This window comes from Enterococcus sp. DIV1368d (genome assembly GCF_050542975.1).
GTDB lineage: Bacteria > Bacillota > Bacilli > Lactobacillales > Enterococcaceae > Enterococcus_D > Enterococcus_D casseliflavus.
Genome location: NZ_CP172939.1, coordinates 3,177,603 through 3,195,024, shown reverse-complemented (window position 1 = coordinate 3,195,024; position 17,422 = coordinate 3,177,603). Strand labels below are relative to the sequence as shown.

At 44.9% G+C, this 17,422-nt stretch carries 14 protein-coding genes; 4 read left to right on the top strand and 10 right to left on the bottom strand.

The annotated features are described in order from the left end of the window. Positions 1–70: 70 nt before the first annotated feature. Complete coding sequence (locus tag IGJ44_RS15025; RefSeq protein WP_167827311.1) at positions 71–2,335, bottom strand: glycoside hydrolase family 65 protein; 2,265 nt, start codon at positions 2,333–2,335, stop codon at positions 71–73. Positions 2,336–2,586: 251 nt separating this feature from the next. On the opposite strand from IGJ44_RS15025, the gene IGJ44_RS15020 reads away from it, so the two are divergent. Both IGJ44_RS15020 and IGJ44_RS15015 read left to right on the top strand, forming a co-directional pair. Further along, a complete protein-coding gene (locus IGJ44_RS15020) occupies positions 2,587–4,761 on the top strand; it encodes a PTS transporter subunit IIBC (RefSeq protein ID WP_167827310.1) in 2,175 nt (724 codons plus the stop codon). Between the two features lie 93 nt (positions 4,762–4,854). Next, positions 4,855–5,685 (top strand): endonuclease/exonuclease/phosphatase family protein, encoded by an 831-nt coding sequence (locus tag IGJ44_RS15015; RefSeq protein WP_167827309.1) that lies wholly within the window; start codon positions 4,855–4,857, stop codon positions 5,683–5,685. 56 nt (positions 5,686–5,741) lie between these two features. Here IGJ44_RS15015 and IGJ44_RS15010 read toward each other — a convergent pair whose 3' ends face one another. The 7 genes from IGJ44_RS15010 to IGJ44_RS14980 form a co-directional block, all read right to left on the bottom strand. Beyond that, positions 5,742–6,182, bottom strand: a complete 441-nt coding sequence (locus IGJ44_RS15010; protein ID WP_005227852.1) for a hypothetical protein — start codon at positions 6,180–6,182, stop codon at positions 5,742–5,744. Further along, entirely contained in the window at positions 6,175–6,948 is a 774-nt protein-coding gene (locus IGJ44_RS15005; RefSeq protein WP_005227853.1) for a MurR/RpiR family transcriptional regulator, read from the bottom strand. The genes IGJ44_RS15010 and IGJ44_RS15005 overlap by 8 nt, the downstream gene beginning before the upstream one ends. Before the next feature lie 63 nt (positions 6,949–7,011). Then, entirely contained in the window at positions 7,012–8,343 is a 1,332-nt protein-coding gene (locus IGJ44_RS15000) for a 6-phospho-alpha-glucosidase (protein WP_008379332.1), read from the bottom strand. 13 nt (positions 8,344–8,356) lie between these two features. Continuing rightward, a complete protein-coding gene (locus tag IGJ44_RS14995; RefSeq protein WP_074536156.1) occupies positions 8,357–9,949 on the bottom strand; it encodes an alpha-glucoside-specific PTS transporter subunit IIBC in 1,593 nt (530 codons plus the stop codon). 187 nt (positions 9,950–10,136) lie between these two features. Beyond that, the gene (locus tag IGJ44_RS14990) at positions 10,137–10,808 is read right to left on the bottom strand and encodes a type 1 glutamine amidotransferase (RefSeq protein WP_430605909.1); all 672 of its coding nucleotides are present in this window, start codon (positions 10,806–10,808) and stop codon (positions 10,137–10,139) included. Further along, the gene (locus tag IGJ44_RS14985; RefSeq protein ID WP_005227862.1) at positions 10,801–12,150 is read right to left on the bottom strand and encodes a Mur ligase family protein; all 1,350 of its coding nucleotides are present in this window, start codon (positions 12,148–12,150) and stop codon (positions 10,801–10,803) included. The genes IGJ44_RS14990 and IGJ44_RS14985 overlap by 8 nt, the downstream gene beginning before the upstream one ends. Positions 12,151–12,348: 198 nt before the next feature. Next, positions 12,349–13,806, bottom strand: coding sequence for a TrkH family potassium uptake protein (locus IGJ44_RS14980; RefSeq protein WP_223597487.1), 1,458 nt, complete (start codon positions 13,804–13,806; stop codon positions 12,349–12,351). Between the two features lie 311 nt (positions 13,807–14,117). Between IGJ44_RS14980 and IGJ44_RS14975 the strand changes: the two genes are divergently transcribed. Beyond that, positions 14,118–14,912 carry an HAD family hydrolase gene (locus tag IGJ44_RS14975; RefSeq protein ID WP_325837316.1) on the top strand — a complete coding sequence of 265 codons (795 nt, stop codon included), beginning with the start codon at positions 14,118–14,120 and terminating at the stop codon, positions 14,910–14,912. A 150-nt stretch (positions 14,913–15,062) separates the two neighbouring features. Here the strand turns inward: IGJ44_RS14975 and IGJ44_RS14970 are convergent, their stop codons facing one another. Together IGJ44_RS14970 and msrA are read right to left on the bottom strand one after the other, a co-directional pair. After that, positions 15,063–16,127: an iron-containing alcohol dehydrogenase family protein gene (locus tag IGJ44_RS14970; RefSeq protein WP_074536151.1), complete on the bottom strand. Its 1,065-nt coding sequence runs from the start codon at positions 16,125–16,127 to the stop codon at positions 15,063–15,065. A gap of 162 nt (positions 16,128–16,289) precedes the next feature. Continuing rightward, a complete protein-coding gene (gene msrA / locus IGJ44_RS14965) occupies positions 16,290–16,808 on the bottom strand; it encodes a peptide-methionine (S)-S-oxide reductase MsrA (RefSeq protein WP_074536149.1) in 519 nt (172 codons plus the stop codon). Positions 16,809–16,900: 92 nt separating this feature from the next. On the opposite strand from msrA, the gene IGJ44_RS14960 reads away from it, so the two are divergent. Further along, complete coding sequence (locus IGJ44_RS14960; protein WP_074536147.1) at positions 16,901–17,422, top strand: AAA family ATPase; 522 nt, start codon at positions 16,901–16,903, stop codon at positions 17,420–17,422.

Below are 17,422 nucleotides of genomic sequence, written 5' to 3'. Positions count from 1 at the left end.
TGTCGGCACAAGGGTAGAGCCAATCAAAAGAAAGAAGAAATGCAGACATTTCTTCTTTCAGAAGGCTTGTTTAGTTGATCGCTGTACTGATTTCGTCTTCTAAAACATAGTCTTTGCCATACAACTTGATTGGCAATGCCTCACCGCTGATTTTCTTCAAAGTCACCGTTGACTCATTGACGGAAACAAAGAGCAGACGTCCACGATAGTTGATGTGGAAGGCGTAGCGGCTCCAAGTTTTAGGTAAGAATGGCGCAAACCCTAAGTGATCGTGATCAGTTTTCATTTGAGCAAAACCTTGAACGATCGCTAACCAGCTGCCGGTCATAGAAGTGATGTGCAAGCCATCATCGGTATCATTGTTGTAATTGTCCAAATCAAGACGAGCAGTCCGCTCATACATTTCCAACGCTTTTTCTTCCATGCCTAATTCCGCTGCTAAAATCGCATGGATACTTGGAGAAAGGGAAGATTCATGCACTGTCATCGGCTCATAGAAATCAAAGTTCCGTTGTTTTTCTTCTTTGCTGAATTGATCGCCGAAGAAGTAGATACCTTGCAAAACATCGGCTTGTTTGATAAAGCAAGAGCGCAAGATATGATCCCACGACCAATTTTGGTTTAACGGCAAATGTTTTGGATCAAGATCGGAAACGGGCATCAAGTCTTTGTCTAAGAAGGTATCATGCTGGACGAACACACCAAGCTCTTGGTCTTCTGGGAAGTACATATTGTCGATGATGTCTTGCCATTTGGCTTGTTCTTCGTCAGAGATCGTGACAGTCGCTTCGTCTTTGAAGGTTTCATAGCTGGCTAAGGTATAAGCTAAGACCCAAGTAGCCATTTTATTGGTGTACCAGTTGTTATTGATATTGTTTTCGTATTCGTTTGGTCCTGTAACGCCATGGATCATGTATTTTTGCTGGCGTTTTGAATAGTGGACACGATCTGCCCAGAAACGTGAAATCGCGCTTAACACTTCTAATCCTTCTTTTTTCAGGTAACTTGTATCGCCAGTATAATTCGTATAGTTGTAGATGGCATAAGCGATGGCACCGTTTCGGTGGATTTCTTCGAAAGTGATCTCCCACTCATTGTGGCATTCGATCCCAGTGAAGGTCACCATTGGGTAAAGGGCACCTGCTAAGCCTTGTTTTTGCGCATTGATATGGGCTTGCGGCAATTGGTTGTGACGGTATTTCAACAAGTTACGGGTCACTTCTGGTTTTGCTAATGCCAAATACAATGGAACTGCATAGGCTTCGGTATCCCAGTAAGTCGCACCGCCATATTTTTCACCAGTAAAGCCTTTCGGTCCAATGTTCAAGCGCTCGTCTTCGCCATAATAGGTTGAAAACAATTGGAACAGGTTGAAACGAATCCCTTGTTGCGCCGCAGCATCGCCTTCAATGATCACATCAGCTAAATCCCAGCGGGCTTTCCAAGCAGCAACTTGTTCTGCACGCAACGCATCATAATCTGCTTTGTATAAAGTGCCTAATTCGGTGACTTTTGCTGGATGATCATGAGCGGGAACATCACGACTCGTAACGATCAAGACTTCTTTGATCAATGAGAAGGTGTCACCGGCTGTTCCAGAAAAGGCAAAGGTATCAGCAACGCAAAGCTCGCTTTTTACGGAATCGATCGGTGTTTGGCTATGACGCATAGCAGAAGTGACAGTAAAGCGTTCAATGTCAAAATTATTTTCTACGGTCCGAGTGGTCAAGTAATGGAAGGTTTCGGTTTGGCCATGAGCCAATTCTTCCCAGAAACGTTCGTCGTAGTTGCTGTCTTCGTTATGGACGTTGTTATCTAGTTTAGAAACGACTTTGATCTCAGCGTCGCCTTCAATGATCTCAGCGTCCATCTTAATGAGGGCAAGTTCACGTTTTACGATGCTCAAGAAGCGTTCAAAAGAGAATTTTACGGTGGCGCCAGCCAAAGTGATGGTAAAGTTGCGGCGTAAAATCCCGGTTTCCATGTCTAGTTCTAAACGGAAATCACTTGGGCTGATTTTTGCTAAGTCGACTAATTGGTCATTGACAAATAGGTCCATTGCAATAAAGTTGACCGCGTTGATCACTTTGCCAAAATAATCAGGGTAGCCGTTTTTCCACCAGCCGACACGGGTTTTGTCTGGGTACCAGACACCAGCGATATAAGTACCTAAGTGATGATCGCCGCTGTATTGTTCTTCAAAGTTGCCGCGCATTCCCATGTAGCCATTCCCGATACTTGTTAGCGACTCTTGCAGTCGACGATTTTCTTTATCTAAGGTAGATGTCGCGATTTTCCATGGATCGATCTCGAACAATCGTTGGATTTTTTTCATGAAAGTCCCTCCAGAATCTTTTTGATATCTCTATCATAAGCGCAAACGATTGCATCGTCAAGTGAAAGTTGTTGCGTTTAAAGAATTTCCTGTAAGGAAACATCGAGAAAGAGAGATTCAGTTATATAAAGGTGAAAAAGCGAATAGAATCCCTTTTGATATTTCTGGGTTTACAAAATCTTTTTTCTCCGTTAGAATGAACTCATTAAGAAACCGATTGCGTAAATCGATTCAGGGAAGGAAGAAGGAAGATGAAAAAATTATTGAGCTTCGAATTTTGGCAAAAATTCGGAAAAGCGCTAATGGTGGTTGTCGCTGTTATGCCAGCCGCTGGTTTGATGATCAGTATTGGGAAAACGATCCCAATGATCAATGCCGACTGGGCATTTTTGATCACTACAGGAGGCGTCATTGAAAACATTGGTTGGGCAATTATTGGTAACCTGCATTTATTATTTGCATTAGCTATTGGTGGTAGTTGGGCTAAAGAGCGAGCTGGTGGGGCATTTGCTGCTGGGATCGCCTTTATTTTGATCAATCGGATCACTGGTTCGATCTTTGGCGTGACGAGCGCGATGTTAACCGAAGAAGGCGCCTTTACCCATACGTTGTTTGGGACGAAGATCATGATCGACGGCTTCTTTACTAGTGTATTAGAAGCACCTGCTTTGAACATGGGTGTCTTTGTTGGGATCATCGCCGGTTTTGTGGGAGCAACAGCTTACAACAAATACTATAATTTCCGCAAATTACCGGATGCGCTTTCCTTCTTTAACGGCAAACGCTTCGTACCTTTCGTAGTGATCGCCCGTTCAGTAGTCGTCGCATTAGTGTTATCGATCGTTTGGCCCTACATTCAGGCAGGCATCAACAACTTCGGTTTATGGATCGCGCAATCACAAGAAAGTGCGCCCGTTTTAGCACCGTTCTTGTTTGGAACCTTGGAGCGGCTGCTCTTACCATTCGGGCTGCATCACATGTTGACGATCCCGATCAATTACACCGAATTAGGTGGAACTTACACGATTCTTTCTGGCGCACAAGCCGGCACCCAAGTCTTTGGACAAGACCCATTATGGCTTGCTTGGGCAACGGATCTAGTGAACATGCGCAATGCTGGCGATACGTCACAATATCAATTTTTATTGGAAAACTTTGTTCCTGCCCGCTTTAAAGTTGGACAAATGATTGGTTCATCTGGGATCTTGATGGGCTTGTCTTATGCCATGTATCGCAATGTCGATGCGGACAAACGGCACAAATATACCTCTATGTATTTATCAGCTGCTATCGCTGTCTTCTTGACAGGGGTAACGGAACCGTTGGAGTTCATGTTTATGTTTGCTGCCGTACCGCTTTACATCGTTTATGCAGTCGTACAAGGGGCTGCGTTTGCGATGGCGGATATCGTCAACTTACGGGTCCACTCTTTTGGGAATATCGAGTTGTTGACCCGTACCCCAATGGCGATCAATGCCGGCTTAGGACAAGATTTGATCAACTTTGTGTTAGTGACCATCGTCTTTGGTGTTGGGATGTATTTCTTGGCCAACTTCTTGATCAAAAAATTCAACTTTGCAACACCAGGTAGAAACGGCAACTACGAAACAGAAGGAGCCAGCGATGCGCCAGCAACAGCTTCGGCGGATGGCAATTTGAACCCAGATTCGCAAGTCGTGAAAATCATTCATTTATTAGGCGGCCGTGAAAATATCGCCGACGTTGATGCATGTATGACCCGTTTACGGGTCTCTGTGAAAAATCGAGAAGCAGTCGGCGATGAAAAAGCATGGAAAGCCGCAGGGGCTTTAGGCTTGATCGTAAAAGACAACGGCGTGCAAGCAGTCTATGGACCGAAAGCAGATGTCTTGAAATCAGACATTCAAGATATCTTAGATTCTGGTGTCACGATTCCCGAACCGACGGCTAGTCAAGCACCAGTAGAAACCACTACCCACCAAAGCCAAGGCGTGACAGCTGAACTAGCTGCCGTTGCCACTGGAGAAGTGATGCCGATCACCTCTGTCAAAGACCAAGTATTTGCGGAAAAAATGATGGGTGACGGTTATGGCGTGCGTCCAGAGCAGACGACAGTTGTCGCACCAATCAGCGGGAAAGTCACCAACATCTTCCCAACGAAACATGCGATTGGCTTGCTTTCTGATGAAGGCATCGAAGTATTGGTTCACATGGGCTTAGATACCGTTGACTTAAACGGTGCCCCCTTTACGGTAGCTGTCACTGAAGGACAACAAGTGGCGGTGGGTGACAAGTTAGCGGAGATGGATCTCGCTGCAGTAAGTGCTGCTGGCAAAGACACCACCATCGTTGTAGTGTTGACCAACAGCGATCAAATCGATTCCTTTGAATTGACCAAAATCGGCAAGCAACAAGCAGCCGCAGTTGTTGGAATCGTAAAACTATAATAAAATGACAAGCGGGTCGACTCTTTTGTTGACCCGCTCTCTTTTATTTTTTAAAGGAATCGTACAAGCAAACCGAGAGAAGGAGCCTTATTAATGAAGGTATTAACATTGAACACCCATAGCTGGTTAGAAGAAAATCAGCTCGAAAAATGCAAGATGATCGCACAAGAGATTGCAACAGGCGACTATGACATCATCGCCTTGCAAGAAGTCAACCAAACGATCGCTGCTCAAACCATCGTTCCTGATGGGCTATATTGCCCCACAGATACGCTGGTGGAAATCAAGGAGGACAATTTTGCTTTACGCCTAGTGGAAGAACTGCAACTGTTAGACTGTGATTACTACTGGTCATGGACCTACAGTCACGTAGGCTATGACATTTACCACGAAGGCAATGCCTTATTGTCCAAACAGCCCATCATTGCCAAAGAATACCTTGCTTCACAAGCCACGGATGTCTGGGATCATACCACACGCAAAAACCTGAGCGGCGTGACTGAAGCCGATGGACAGATCGTACAAGTCGTTAGCTGTCATTTTTCTTGGTGGCAAGACGGTAAATTTGCCTACGAGTGGCAACAGACAGAAGCATTTTTAGCAGAACGGGCAGATACCTTATTGATCCTAGGAGATTTCAACAACGATGCGGCCAGTTCTGGTCATCAACTCGTCCTTGACAGCTCCTTACAGCTGCAAGACAGCTTTTTAACGGCTACCGAAACGATCGGTGAAGCCTCTGTCGTTAAAGCCATTGATGGTTGGCAAGACAATCGAGAAGCATTGCGGATCGATTATGTTTTTGCATCCAATGACCTGCAAGCAACGGAATATGAAGTCGTTTTTGACGGAACGCGTACTCCGATCGTCAGCGATCACTTTGGAATCAAAGTGGTTTTTGCTTCAAAAACAGATCCAAACTAGCAGAAGCGACAGCAAAAAAGCAGTGCCAACTGGCACTGCTTTTCTTTTTGGGGAAGTTAAATCGCTGATCGAACAAGGAGGAAAAAGAATAAACTCAATAAAAGAATGAATGCTAATGCCCCATAGGTAAAACTCTTTTCGCCCCAGGTTGCGTTTTCCTCCTGACTTGAAAGACTTCTTCTTGTAAAAAAGACGAGTCCTGCGCCGATTACATTCGCTGTCAGCAACTGCTGGAAGAATATCAGGAATAAATATTGACCCAAAAGGCCTTTTTTACTCATGGAAAACCGTTGAATAAAGTACAGGCAAGCCCCTTGCAGCAAAAGGAGACTACTTAACAAGACCCCTAAAGCGGCTAACGGTTGTGAGCTGAGGTACTGGGCAAAGGTCATCCCATGGTTGAAGGCAGTCAAGGAAAGATAAAGATAGTAAGCACCGGCGATCAAAAGCCAATAACTCAGTAAAATCAATGGAAACGCCCATTTTCGTTTAGTCATGGTTGCCCTCCTGTAAAGTGAATAGTCCGTAGGAACGGATCAAATAATCAATCAAGCAGCTTAGTCCAATCAAAGACTGGCTAGGGATTTTCTTGCGACCGATTTGAAAAAAATCGCAATAATAGGTCAGGTGAAACGTTGAATGGCGAGCAAAATAATTATCTCCTGGCGCACTCAATGTCAAAACGGGAATCTGACGAATCGCAAACGTCGTCAGATTCTCTTTGACGTTTTCTGTTTCGCCGCTCAGTGAGGCGATGATCACACAGTCTTCGGCAGTGATCATCGGCATGACCATATCAAATTCCGTTTTGTTCGGCAATACGATCACTCGTTTTTCCATAGAAAGCATCATTTTGGAAAACTCCTCCAGTGCTTTCTTTTGGGAAAAACCAGTTGGGTAGCAGTAGATGGTTTTGCTGCGGTCAAACAAGCGGTTGAGGGCAGCTAAGTCTACCGTTTTTAAATAGTTGAGGGTGGCGAAAATATCCTCTTGTTGCTTTTCAAAAATCGTTTTTTGTTGCGAAATCGTTGTTGCCTGTTCTTGCTGATGCCGTAGAAAATATTTGAACTCGGAATAGCCAGAAAAACCAAGTTTTTTCGTCAACCGTAAAATAGAAGACTTGGAGACGTGAACCTGCTCGGATAGCTCGACGATCCCCATAGATAGAACGGTGTCGCCGTTGGAAAGAATATAGTTCAGAATGCCACGATCAAGTTCACTTAACTCTGATTGGTGCTGTTGAATCAAATACTGTAATTTCACAAAAACCCCTCCTTATTGATTAAGTATAGCTGAAAAGCCAGGAGGGGAGGCGAAGAACGCTGGCTAGTGTAATTCTGGCCAAAAGGCTTGATTTGCTTCAATCAATTCATCGAGTAATTCTTTGGCTACACGGGCATTTGGAACCACTTTTGAAAGAATCAGTGCTTGCCATAATTTCTGGTAAGAACCCTCTGCCCAAGCCTCCACGACTAATTTTTCTACGGCGACTTGTTGCTCCATCAATCCTTTTTGGAAGCGAGGGATCTTGCCTTGTGTGATTGGTTCTGCCCCGTTACTGCCGACGATACAAGGCACTTCCACCATTGCCTGCTCATCAAAGTTGACGATCGCTCCTTCGTTAGGCACGATCAACAGCATCCGTTCTTGCGTGTTATAAGCAATCGCTCGTGCAAGGTCCACGATGTAGCTGGCGTGTTCATCCACTTCAAGCGTGGTGTCAGTCGCTGTCTGGTTTTCTACGATGCGTTGGCATTCACCAAAGACGTGTTTTTCGCGGCCAGCCATGACTTCATTTGCCCGTGTAAAAGATGGGTTGGTGTGCGCCACTTCATCTTGAGGGAAAAAGTAATATTTCAAGTAGGTATTTGGCAAAGTGGAGGGATCAACTTCGTACACTTCTTTTGCTTTGGCAAAGGTGTGCATCCAGCTGGCATCAGCATGTTGGCTCGCTTCGATTTCTTCTGGCAATGAATAGCCGTATTTTGCCACATGCGCCTGGATCTGCGGCAGCAAATCATTGCCAGCTTTGTCTCGTATATCTGTCCACCAGCCAAAGTGATTCAAGCCATAATAGCGAACCACCAACTCTTTGCGAGAAGCTAAACCGATCGCTTGCGCCATCCGTTCTTCGATTCCCACTGGCATATCACAAATATTAATGATCTTGGCATCAGGGCGCAATTTACGAGTCGCTTCTGCGACGATCGCTGCAGGATTGGAATAATTCAACATCCATGCATCAGGGGAATATTTTTCCATGTAATCGACTAACTCCAATACACCGCCGATAGAACGCATCCCATAAGCGATCCCGCCAGGACCACAAGTTTCTTGGCCGACCACACCATATTTCAAAGGGATTTTTTCATCCTTTTCGCGCATCGCATACAAGCCAACTCGGATATGCGCCATCACAAAATCGACATCCTGAAATGCGGTTTCGGGATCAGTGGTTGCTAAAAAGCTGATTTCTGGTGCGCGTTCTTTTAATAAAATCTCGCAAGCTTGTGCAACTTTTTCTTGTCGTTCTTCCAAATTGTCGTAAAACTTGATTTGGCGAATCGGGAAACGATCCAAGTGTTCCAAAAGCATCAAGACGATTCCTGGGGTAAAGGTACTGCCGCCTCCGGCGATCACGATTGAAAATTTTTTCATTTTTGTTTCCTCCTTAGTCTGATACAGCTAATAATTTTTCGAATTGTTCTCTCACTTGTGGCACATCCAGACCAACGATCACTTGGAAGGCGTTGCCGTTGCGAACAACACCATGGGCACCAGCGCCTTTAAAGATGTCATCTGGCAGCACTTGGTCTTGATCTTTGACGGTGATTCTTAGGCGAGTGGCACAATTAGTGACTTTATCAATATTATCGCGACCGCCAAACCCTTCTAAGTAGACTGCGGCTTGTTCGGTGTAGCGATTGGCACCAGCAATCACTGGCGTACCAGTGTTGGCTTGTTTTTCTTTGTAATCTTTTTTGGTGTACAGTTTGACTTCGCTATTGTTTTCTTCCCGTCCTGGTGTGGCTAACTTAAATTTGAGGATCAAGAAGCGGAAAACAAGGAAATAAAGGGCAGTAAAGGCTAACCCGATCACCAGCTGCGTGAAGATCATACTGCGATGATTTTGAAATAGCGGAATCCAGACCTTCGCCAACAGATCAATCAAGCCGCCCCCCATATCACCAACGACCCCGAAGGCAAACATCGTTGCCGCCATGGTCGCTGCTAAAACAGCGTGCACCGCAAAGAGGGGTGGTGAGATAAAGAGGAAGGTGAATTCCAATGGCTCAGTGATACCAGCTAAAACGGCAGTTAAAGTGGCAGGGATCAAAATCGCTAAGACCTTCTTTTTGTTCTCAGGCTTGGCTGTGAAATAAAAAGCAGCAGCGATCCCTGGTGCAGCAAAGATCTTAGAATTGCCATGTAAAGCAAAGCCCCCTTCAGGGAAAAGCTCTTTCAATGGTCTGGTGGATTGGGCAAATTCTTGTAAATGTGCCATCCAGTATTTGGAGATTCCTTCTTCGACGACAGCGGGACCAAAAACAAAGGGGGTATACACGAAATGATGGAGACCTGTGGGAATCAATATTCGCTCTAAGAAAGTATAGAGCCAGACCCCAAAGACCCCAGCACTTGCTAGAAACCCTTGCATGGACCCAATGCCAGCTTGGACTTTCGGCCAAATCAATGCGATCAAAAAAGCAACTGGCAGCATTAAAAAGAAACCGAGGATCACGACAAAGGAAGAGCCTTGGAAGATTCCGAGAAAATCAGGCAGCTTCGTATCGAAAAACTTGTTGTGAAGATAGACGACGATCGCCGAAATAAAAATTGCTCCGATAATACCAGTATCTAATGTTTTGATGCCAGCGATCATTTTCAAGCCACTCTCACCGCCGGGATCAGCTGCAAAGTTGACACCGAAGAAGTGACCAAAGTACTCGATCATGCCAGAAATAAAATAATTACAAGTAATATAGACGACAAAGGCTTCCATTGCCGCTCGCGCATTGGCTTTTTTTGCGAGACCGATCGGTAATCCAATGACAAATAATAATTCCATTTGGTTGAAGACCGTCCACGCTCCGTTTTCAATGATCGTCCAAATGTTGTACCAAGTAGAGCCTTCAGTGGCGATGCTCCCCACAAGCATCGGATTTTTAAAAATAATACACAGCGCGACCATGATCCCTGAAAAGGAAAACAAGAGGACCGGGGTAAACATCGCACCGCCAAACCGCTGAACTTTTTCCATCATAATTTCTTAACATCTCCTTTCAATTTTTACTACAATCTCAGTATAGAAAAGAAAGATAGCGGTTACAATAAAGCGAGGAAGCATAGGAACGTAGAAGCAAACAAAGAGAAAAAGTGGCAACTGCGGGGAAATTTCCCATAAAAAAACAAACCTGCGAAAAACAGGTTTGTTTGCTACGTACGTGTATTTAAATTTCGACGTTGCCATAACGATTGGCAAGGGCGGTGCGGATCAAGCGCTCTGCCAAATGCTCATTTCTTGCAAGGAGCGGTCCGTGGAAGTAAGAGCCGAACACATTGCGGTAAACCACGCCTTCGGTTTGGTCTTCGCCATTGTTTCCTTGTCCTTGGATGACTTTCCCCAATGGTTTTTCCCCTTTACCTAAGAAAGTACGGCCATTATGGTTTTCAAAGCCATAATAGGTCTCATCGAATTCTTCATTGTGGATCACGATGTCACCGATGAACCGATTGTTTTCTTGGCTTAAGGTGTAATGATCCAAGGCACCGATCCCATTGATTTTCTCGTCGTTGGCACCGATGTAGTAATGACCCAGTAATTGATAGCCGCCGCAGATCGCCAGCATGACGCCATCATTTTCGATATAGCTGGTCAGGGCTTCTTTTTTTGATTGGATATCTTGTGAAACGATCACTTGTTCAAAATCTTGTCCGCCACCGAAGAAGACGAGATCATATTTTTCAGGATCGAAGGGCTCGTGAATGCTGACGACTTCTGCGTTGAAGGTCACGCCTAGTTTTTCGGCCACGTAGCGCAGCATCAAGAGATTGCCGTTGTCGCCATAAGTATTCAAAAGATTTCCATACAAGTGGGCAACATTCAGTTGATACTTAGTCACGACTCATTCCTCCTTTGATATAGCCTTTTTCCGCAAGCTTTTTGCGTAGCTGCAAGACTGCAGTGTAAGTCGCTAAAATATAGACTTTTTCTGTTGGTAAGTCTGCAATTTGCTTGATGACGTCATCAAGTTCAGGGGTTTCAATGATTTTTTCTTCAGGGATCCCCGCAACTTTTAGCCGCAACGCCATATCTTTGTGACGATCACCACCAGCGATCACTTGAGGAATCCCCATATCGGCAAACGCTTCATGGTCGCCATCCCAAATCCAGCTGACGTCGATCCCATCTGCGTAGTTGGCATTCAACAAGCTGACTAGCGAGAAAGGATAGGGCGACAGGCCGATCATATCGATGACTTGGTTCAAACCAACAGGGTTTTTAACTAAGACTAACGTACATTCTTTGTCCCCAATGCGGATCACTTCTTGACGACCAAAGACTTTTTCGTCATAGGCCAAACCAGATTTGATTTTTGCAGGTGCTACGCCATAATATTCCGCAACCGCAGTTGCCGCCAGCGCATTGTAGACATTGTACATCCCACCAACTTCGATGCGATAGTCATTGCCATCGATCACAAAATCAGCAGAGGTGTTGTCCATTGCGGTCATTTCCGTCAGTTTATAATCCAATTCTGGTCGATGGAAGCCGCAATTTGGGCAGTAGTATTTTCCAAGATTGGCATAGGTGATCATTTTATAGTGTAAAATGTGATGACACTCAGGACATAACACGCCATCCGTATTGTAATGGGCCATCTGCTCTTCATCTGGCAAATGATCAAATCCATAGTATTTCCGCGGATTGACAGTTGCTACCGAATTGAACAGTGGCGAATCCCCATTGCAGAGGATCGTAGCTTCTGGTGAGTTTGCGGCACCTTCAACGATCATTTTATAGGTCGTATAGATCTCGCCATAACGGTCCATTTGATCGCGGAAAATATTAGTGAAAACGAACAATTCCGGTTTGATGTACTTCGTTACTTTGCTGAGACTGGCTTCATCGATTTCTAAAACCGCAAATTTTTTGCCTTTTTTAGGGCGTGCTGATAGAAAGGTTGAAACGATCCCTTGGACCATATTGGCGCCGGTGGGGTTCGTCAATACTTCATCAAATTCTTGGCGCAAAATATTGACAGTCAAGGCAGTCGTCAATGTTTTGCCGTTGGTGCCTGTGATCACGACGACTTGGTAATCTTTCGCCAAATGATCTAATATATGTGGATCAACTTTTAATGCTAATTTACCAGGCAGGCTTGAGCCGCCTTTGAAAAAGTTCTTTAATACCCATTGAGAGGTCTTACCGACTGAAACAGCCAGATGACTTCGTATTCCCATAATGTAACCCTCCATTAGAGCGAATGCTTTCATTGTGCAAATTCAATTTATCATACCATATACCAAGAAAAAGGTTAAATTGCTTTTGCGATTCTTTAAATTTCTGCAAAGACCATTCTGATAAATGGCTCTTTTACTTGCGATGATCAAAGGCTTGAAAAGCAAAACAGCAAACCTTCTGCCAGGTTTGCTGCTGCTTTAACCGATAATGATTTTTTCCGTTGGGTACTCGTAGCCTAAGTCACGTGTTTCTTTTGGTACGAATAACATCAAGGTGTACAGCATACCGACACGGCCGATAAACATCAAAAGAGCAATCACGAGTTTGCCGATGGTTGATAAATCGCCCGTGATTCCTAAAGAAAGCCCTGTGGTTCCAAATGCCGAGGAAACTTCAACAATGATGGCGATCAAAGGGATATCCTCGATGGCGGTCAAGAATAAGACACAAAAGAAGCACATACCCATCGAAAGCATGAAGACTACCACTGATTTGCGGACGTCATCTTGATCGATGCGGCGACCGAAGATATTGATATTGTCCTCACTTTTCAAGAAGGCATAGAGGTACAGCCCAATGATGGCAATGGTCGTCGTCCGAATCCCCCCGCCAACAGAGCTGGGACTACAACCAATAAACATCAGCAAGGAGAAAACGATCAACGTCGTGGTTTGAAAGTTGCCTAAGTCATGGATCTGCAGGCCAGCATTCCGCGTTGTCATGGAATAAAACATGCTGTTCATCCACATACCGCTAAAGCTGTAATCTTTGAACAAATAATCTTTCTCAAGGAAAAAGATCGCTAATGTACCGCCGACAAAGAGGATCACGAAAGCCAAAACAGCAATTTTTGTGAATAATGAAAAGCGAAACGGCAAGCGGCGGCGTTGTTTTTTCATTTTAAAAAGGACCCATTCCCGAAAGTCCATAATTACTGGAAATCCGATCCCCCCGATAAAAATCAAAATCATGATACACGTCAGGAAGAAATAATCATGGGAAAACGGCAAGATGGAATTGCCCGTCACATCAAACCCTGAGTTGGTCACAGCAGAGATCGCTTGATAAAATCCATAAAAGATCGCATCTCGCCAATTGTCATAATAGCCGTAAAGATGAAAATAAACAGCAAAGATCGTGCCTGCTACCACCTGACAAAGCAAGATGATTGTAAACGTCGTTCGAATCATCCGAACGATCCCACTAAGCTTTGGCTGATTCATATCCGTCATGATCAACTGGCGCTGCTTTAAACTGATTTTGCGCCGTGAGACGATCGCAAAAAAGGTCGAGATCATCATGATCCCTAAACCGCCGACTTGAAAGAGGACTTCCAATAAGATGACCCCGTGGTCGTTAAACACGTCATTGATCGGAAAAGTAGTCAGCCCAGTGACACTGACCGTGCTGACCGCCATAAAGAACAGATCGATAAACGCGACATGAGAGCCGGGTTCTCGAAAGAAGGGGAGTGAAAAAAGCCCCAAAGAGACCACCGTCATCACGATATAATAAAAAACAATCACTTGGATTGAAGACACGTTCTGGGAAATAAACGTCTTGCTCCTGCGCTGCGTCAAGCGGGCAAAGCGGGTAAAGTTCATTACAAAAAACCCCTCACTAAATAAACTATCCCCAGTATACCAAAGAACCAAGTAGATTTGAAAGAAAGCAGGATAGAATTCATGGGAGCAGAAATTGTGCAAGGAAAAGCTTTTGGAAAGTATCGTTGGGTTAGAGGACACGATCAGGCTGTGGTTCTTGCGGCAGCTTGATTGCTTAAGAAACTTAAAAACTCGAAGCAAATCAGTAAGGATTTCACGATTTCAGAAGAAAATGCTGGCAATTTATGAGAAGATAAAAGAAGAAAAAGATAGCAGCGACGATCCGCATGGAACAATAGCGAGAAAGCGGACAAAAAAGCGCATCAAATTTTTTGACAATCGAGACGGAAATGGGGAGTATCATGAAAGACGTAAAAATTATTTTTTTCGATGTTGATGGCACACTGATCGATATGAGCAAAAAGCAAATCTCTGAAAGAATGTTAGCCACATTAAAAGCCTTGAAGAAGCAAGGAATCCTGTTGTGCATTGCGACTGGCAGAAGTCCCATCGCGTTGCCGCAATTTGAAGGCGTAACCTTCGATGCGTTTTTGACCTTTAACGGATCGTATTGTTTTAATCAAGCCGAGGGGATCCACCAAAACCCCATTCCTAAAAAAGATGTTCAGCAAATCATTGAAAATGCGACGGCACTCAAGCGTCCAGTAGCGATCGCTACGAAGGACCGAACGGTTGCCAATGGCAAAGATGCTGATTTAGTTGAGTATTTTTCCTTTGCCCACCAAGAAGTGATCGTGGCAGAAGATTTTGATGAGGTGATCCAACAGCAAGACATTTTTCAAGTGATGCTAGGCTCAGGGAAAGAAGACTACGCCAAAGTGATGGCAAATACCACGGAGGCGAAAATCACCGCCTGGTGGGATCGCGCAGTCGATATTATTCCAGCCAGCAGTGGGAAAGGAAGCGGCATTGCCAAAATGCTGGCTTACTATGGCTTGGATAAATCTGAAGCCATTGCCTTTGGCGATGGCAACAATGACATTGAGATGCTGGAGGCAGTCGGCTGGGGTCTCGCAATGGCCAATGCTTCGGATGAGTTAAAAGCAATCGCCGATGAAGTGATCGGTCACGTAGCCGAGGAAGGCATTTATCATTACTGCTTAGAAAACGGGCTGCTGGGTGAAGTCGTGCAGTGATGGGCAATGCGCCAGTTGCTGTCGCCCGCTAAGAATATGCGCAGCCAGGATCGCTACTGCGTGTCTGTTTGATCAAATAAAAAAACTGTTTCCGAAATGTATTAGGGAAACAGTTTTTTTGATATAAAGTTGTTTAGCAATGTGTACGGTTTACAGCGCCTCCACCGCTTCGATCGCCTGATAGACTTTTTCGGGTGTGATCGCAGGATCGATCAAAATAAAGGTTTCTTCTTCTTTGACAGCATAGGCCAGAACCGAGGCGAAGTAATCCCGATCAAGGCGTGTCACGTGGAGATCCTTCAGCTTCATTGGCAAGTGCAAAGCTTCGTAAAATGGCCGTAATTCTTCAATCACATCAAAATCATTGGTATAGGCAAGCTGGACCCAAATGCAGTAGGCGACTTTGTTGCCGTGCAAGACGGTATGGGTCTCACTCAAATAAGACAAGCCGTCGTGCAGCGCATGCGCACCAGATGTGCGGCCAAATTCGACTGCAAAACCGCCAACTTCGCCTGCCAAAGCAATGATCGCATCGGTGATGCGGGCAAAGGCGGGGGTCAGCTGCCCGACTTCTAAGTCTTTGACGGCTTGGATCGCATCGGCAATCAGCAAGTTTTTGATCAAAAGAGCACTTTGGAAACCTAGCCGTACTAAGGCAGTCTTGTCGTCTTCTGCCATGTTGCGGACGATGGCTTCCATTTCATAATATTTGGCTAACGTATCAGCGATCCCAGCGATAAAGTAATCAACGGGTGTGGCTAGTAAAAAACGGGTGTCGACGATCGTCATGTAGGCACCTTTTTTGGCATAGTCGATTTTACAAATCGTATGATCAGGGTAATAGGCGACGATCACAGGGGTAAAGGGTGCACAGTTAGAAACCAATGTAGGGATCACGATCAATTCTGCGCCAAGGATTTGGGCGGTGATTTTTGCTGTATCAGCGACCTTGCCGCCGCCGATTGCCACTACGGCATCCGCTTGCTGGATCGCCTCAGCTAAGGCTTGTGCATTTTCATAACTCGATGATCCATCGTAGCGGTAGATCGGGTAGTCAAATGAATGGGGGTAATAGGCTGAAAACACATCGAATGACTGCTCCCCAGTGATCACGGCAACTTCTTGGAACTCACTTAAATACTCTGGCAAATCAGCTAAGACCCCATCGCCAGTAATATACCGATTAGGACCTGGACGGACTTCATTGGCTAACATCAAACAAACACTCCTTTATAATCGTCAGAATTTTCTAATCAGTGTATCGCGAAAATGCCCTGACTGTCAATTTCCTTTTGGCAAAAGAAACAGAAAACAGCCGATCTGCCTTGAGAGCAAATCGGCTGTTAATGATGAATCGGGAGGCATGCTCCAAAAATGTTAGGACCAGTTTTGGCGAATAAAGCCAGCTCGACCGGAGCCTTCGCTATAAGCATTGTAATGGGCTGCATTTTTTTTGTAAAAATCTTGATGATAGTCTTCTGCAGGATAAAAAGGTTCTGCTGGTTCGATCTTCGTTACGATCGGACGGTCAAAGCGGCCGCTAGCTTGCAACTGCGCCTTTGATTTTTCCGCAATCGCTTTTTGTTCTTCACTATTGTAAAAAATCACTGGACGATAGGAATCACCACGGTCGGCAAACTGACCAAACGCATCCGTGGGGTCTGTCTGCTGCCAATAGATGGCAACCAATTCTTCATAAGAGATGACCTCAGGATCAAAGGTGATCTCAACTGCTTCGGTGTGACCGGTGGTTCCTGTCGTTACTTGTTGGTAGGTTGGGTTAGGCACATGGCCGCCAGTAAAGCCAGAAACCACTTTGAGGATGCCTGGCTGCGAGTCAAAAGGTTTCACCATGCACCAAAAACAACCGCCAGCAAAAATTGCCGTATCTTTCATAGGTATTCCTCCTTTGCTTCTATGGTATGCTTCTAGTAGAGAAAAACAAGAGATATGCTTAGAAAACAGGGCAATGAAGAAAGGAAGTTTGCATGGAAAGTATTTTGATTTTACTTCGAGGTAATTCTGGCAGCGGCAAAACCACTATTGCCAGAGCTGTTCAACACATTTTCGGTGAGAAAGCAGTGTTGATTTCACAAGATGTTTTTCGCAGAGAAATTTTTTGTGTCAAAGATAGCCCCAATAATTTAGCAATCGGTTTGATGAAAGAAGCCGTCTTGTATGCGAAGGGGAAAGTGCCATTGGTACTTGTTGAAGGAATTTATTCTCGTGAAAAATACCAAGACTTTCTCGACTTTCTGATTCAACTCTTTCCCGAAAGTAATCTCGTTTATTATTTTGATCTTTCTTTTGAGGAAACGGTCAAAAGACATCAGACCCGAATGCAGCGAGACCATTTTTCCGAGGAGAACATGCGTGAATGGTGGCTTGAGCGTGACTTGCTTTTCCCGCAGGAGTCTTTAAAGGAAAGGCTGATTAAAGAAGGGCAAACGATAGCAGAAACGGTCAATCATATCATGGCTGACTATGAAGAAATAAGAAGGCGGGATTGA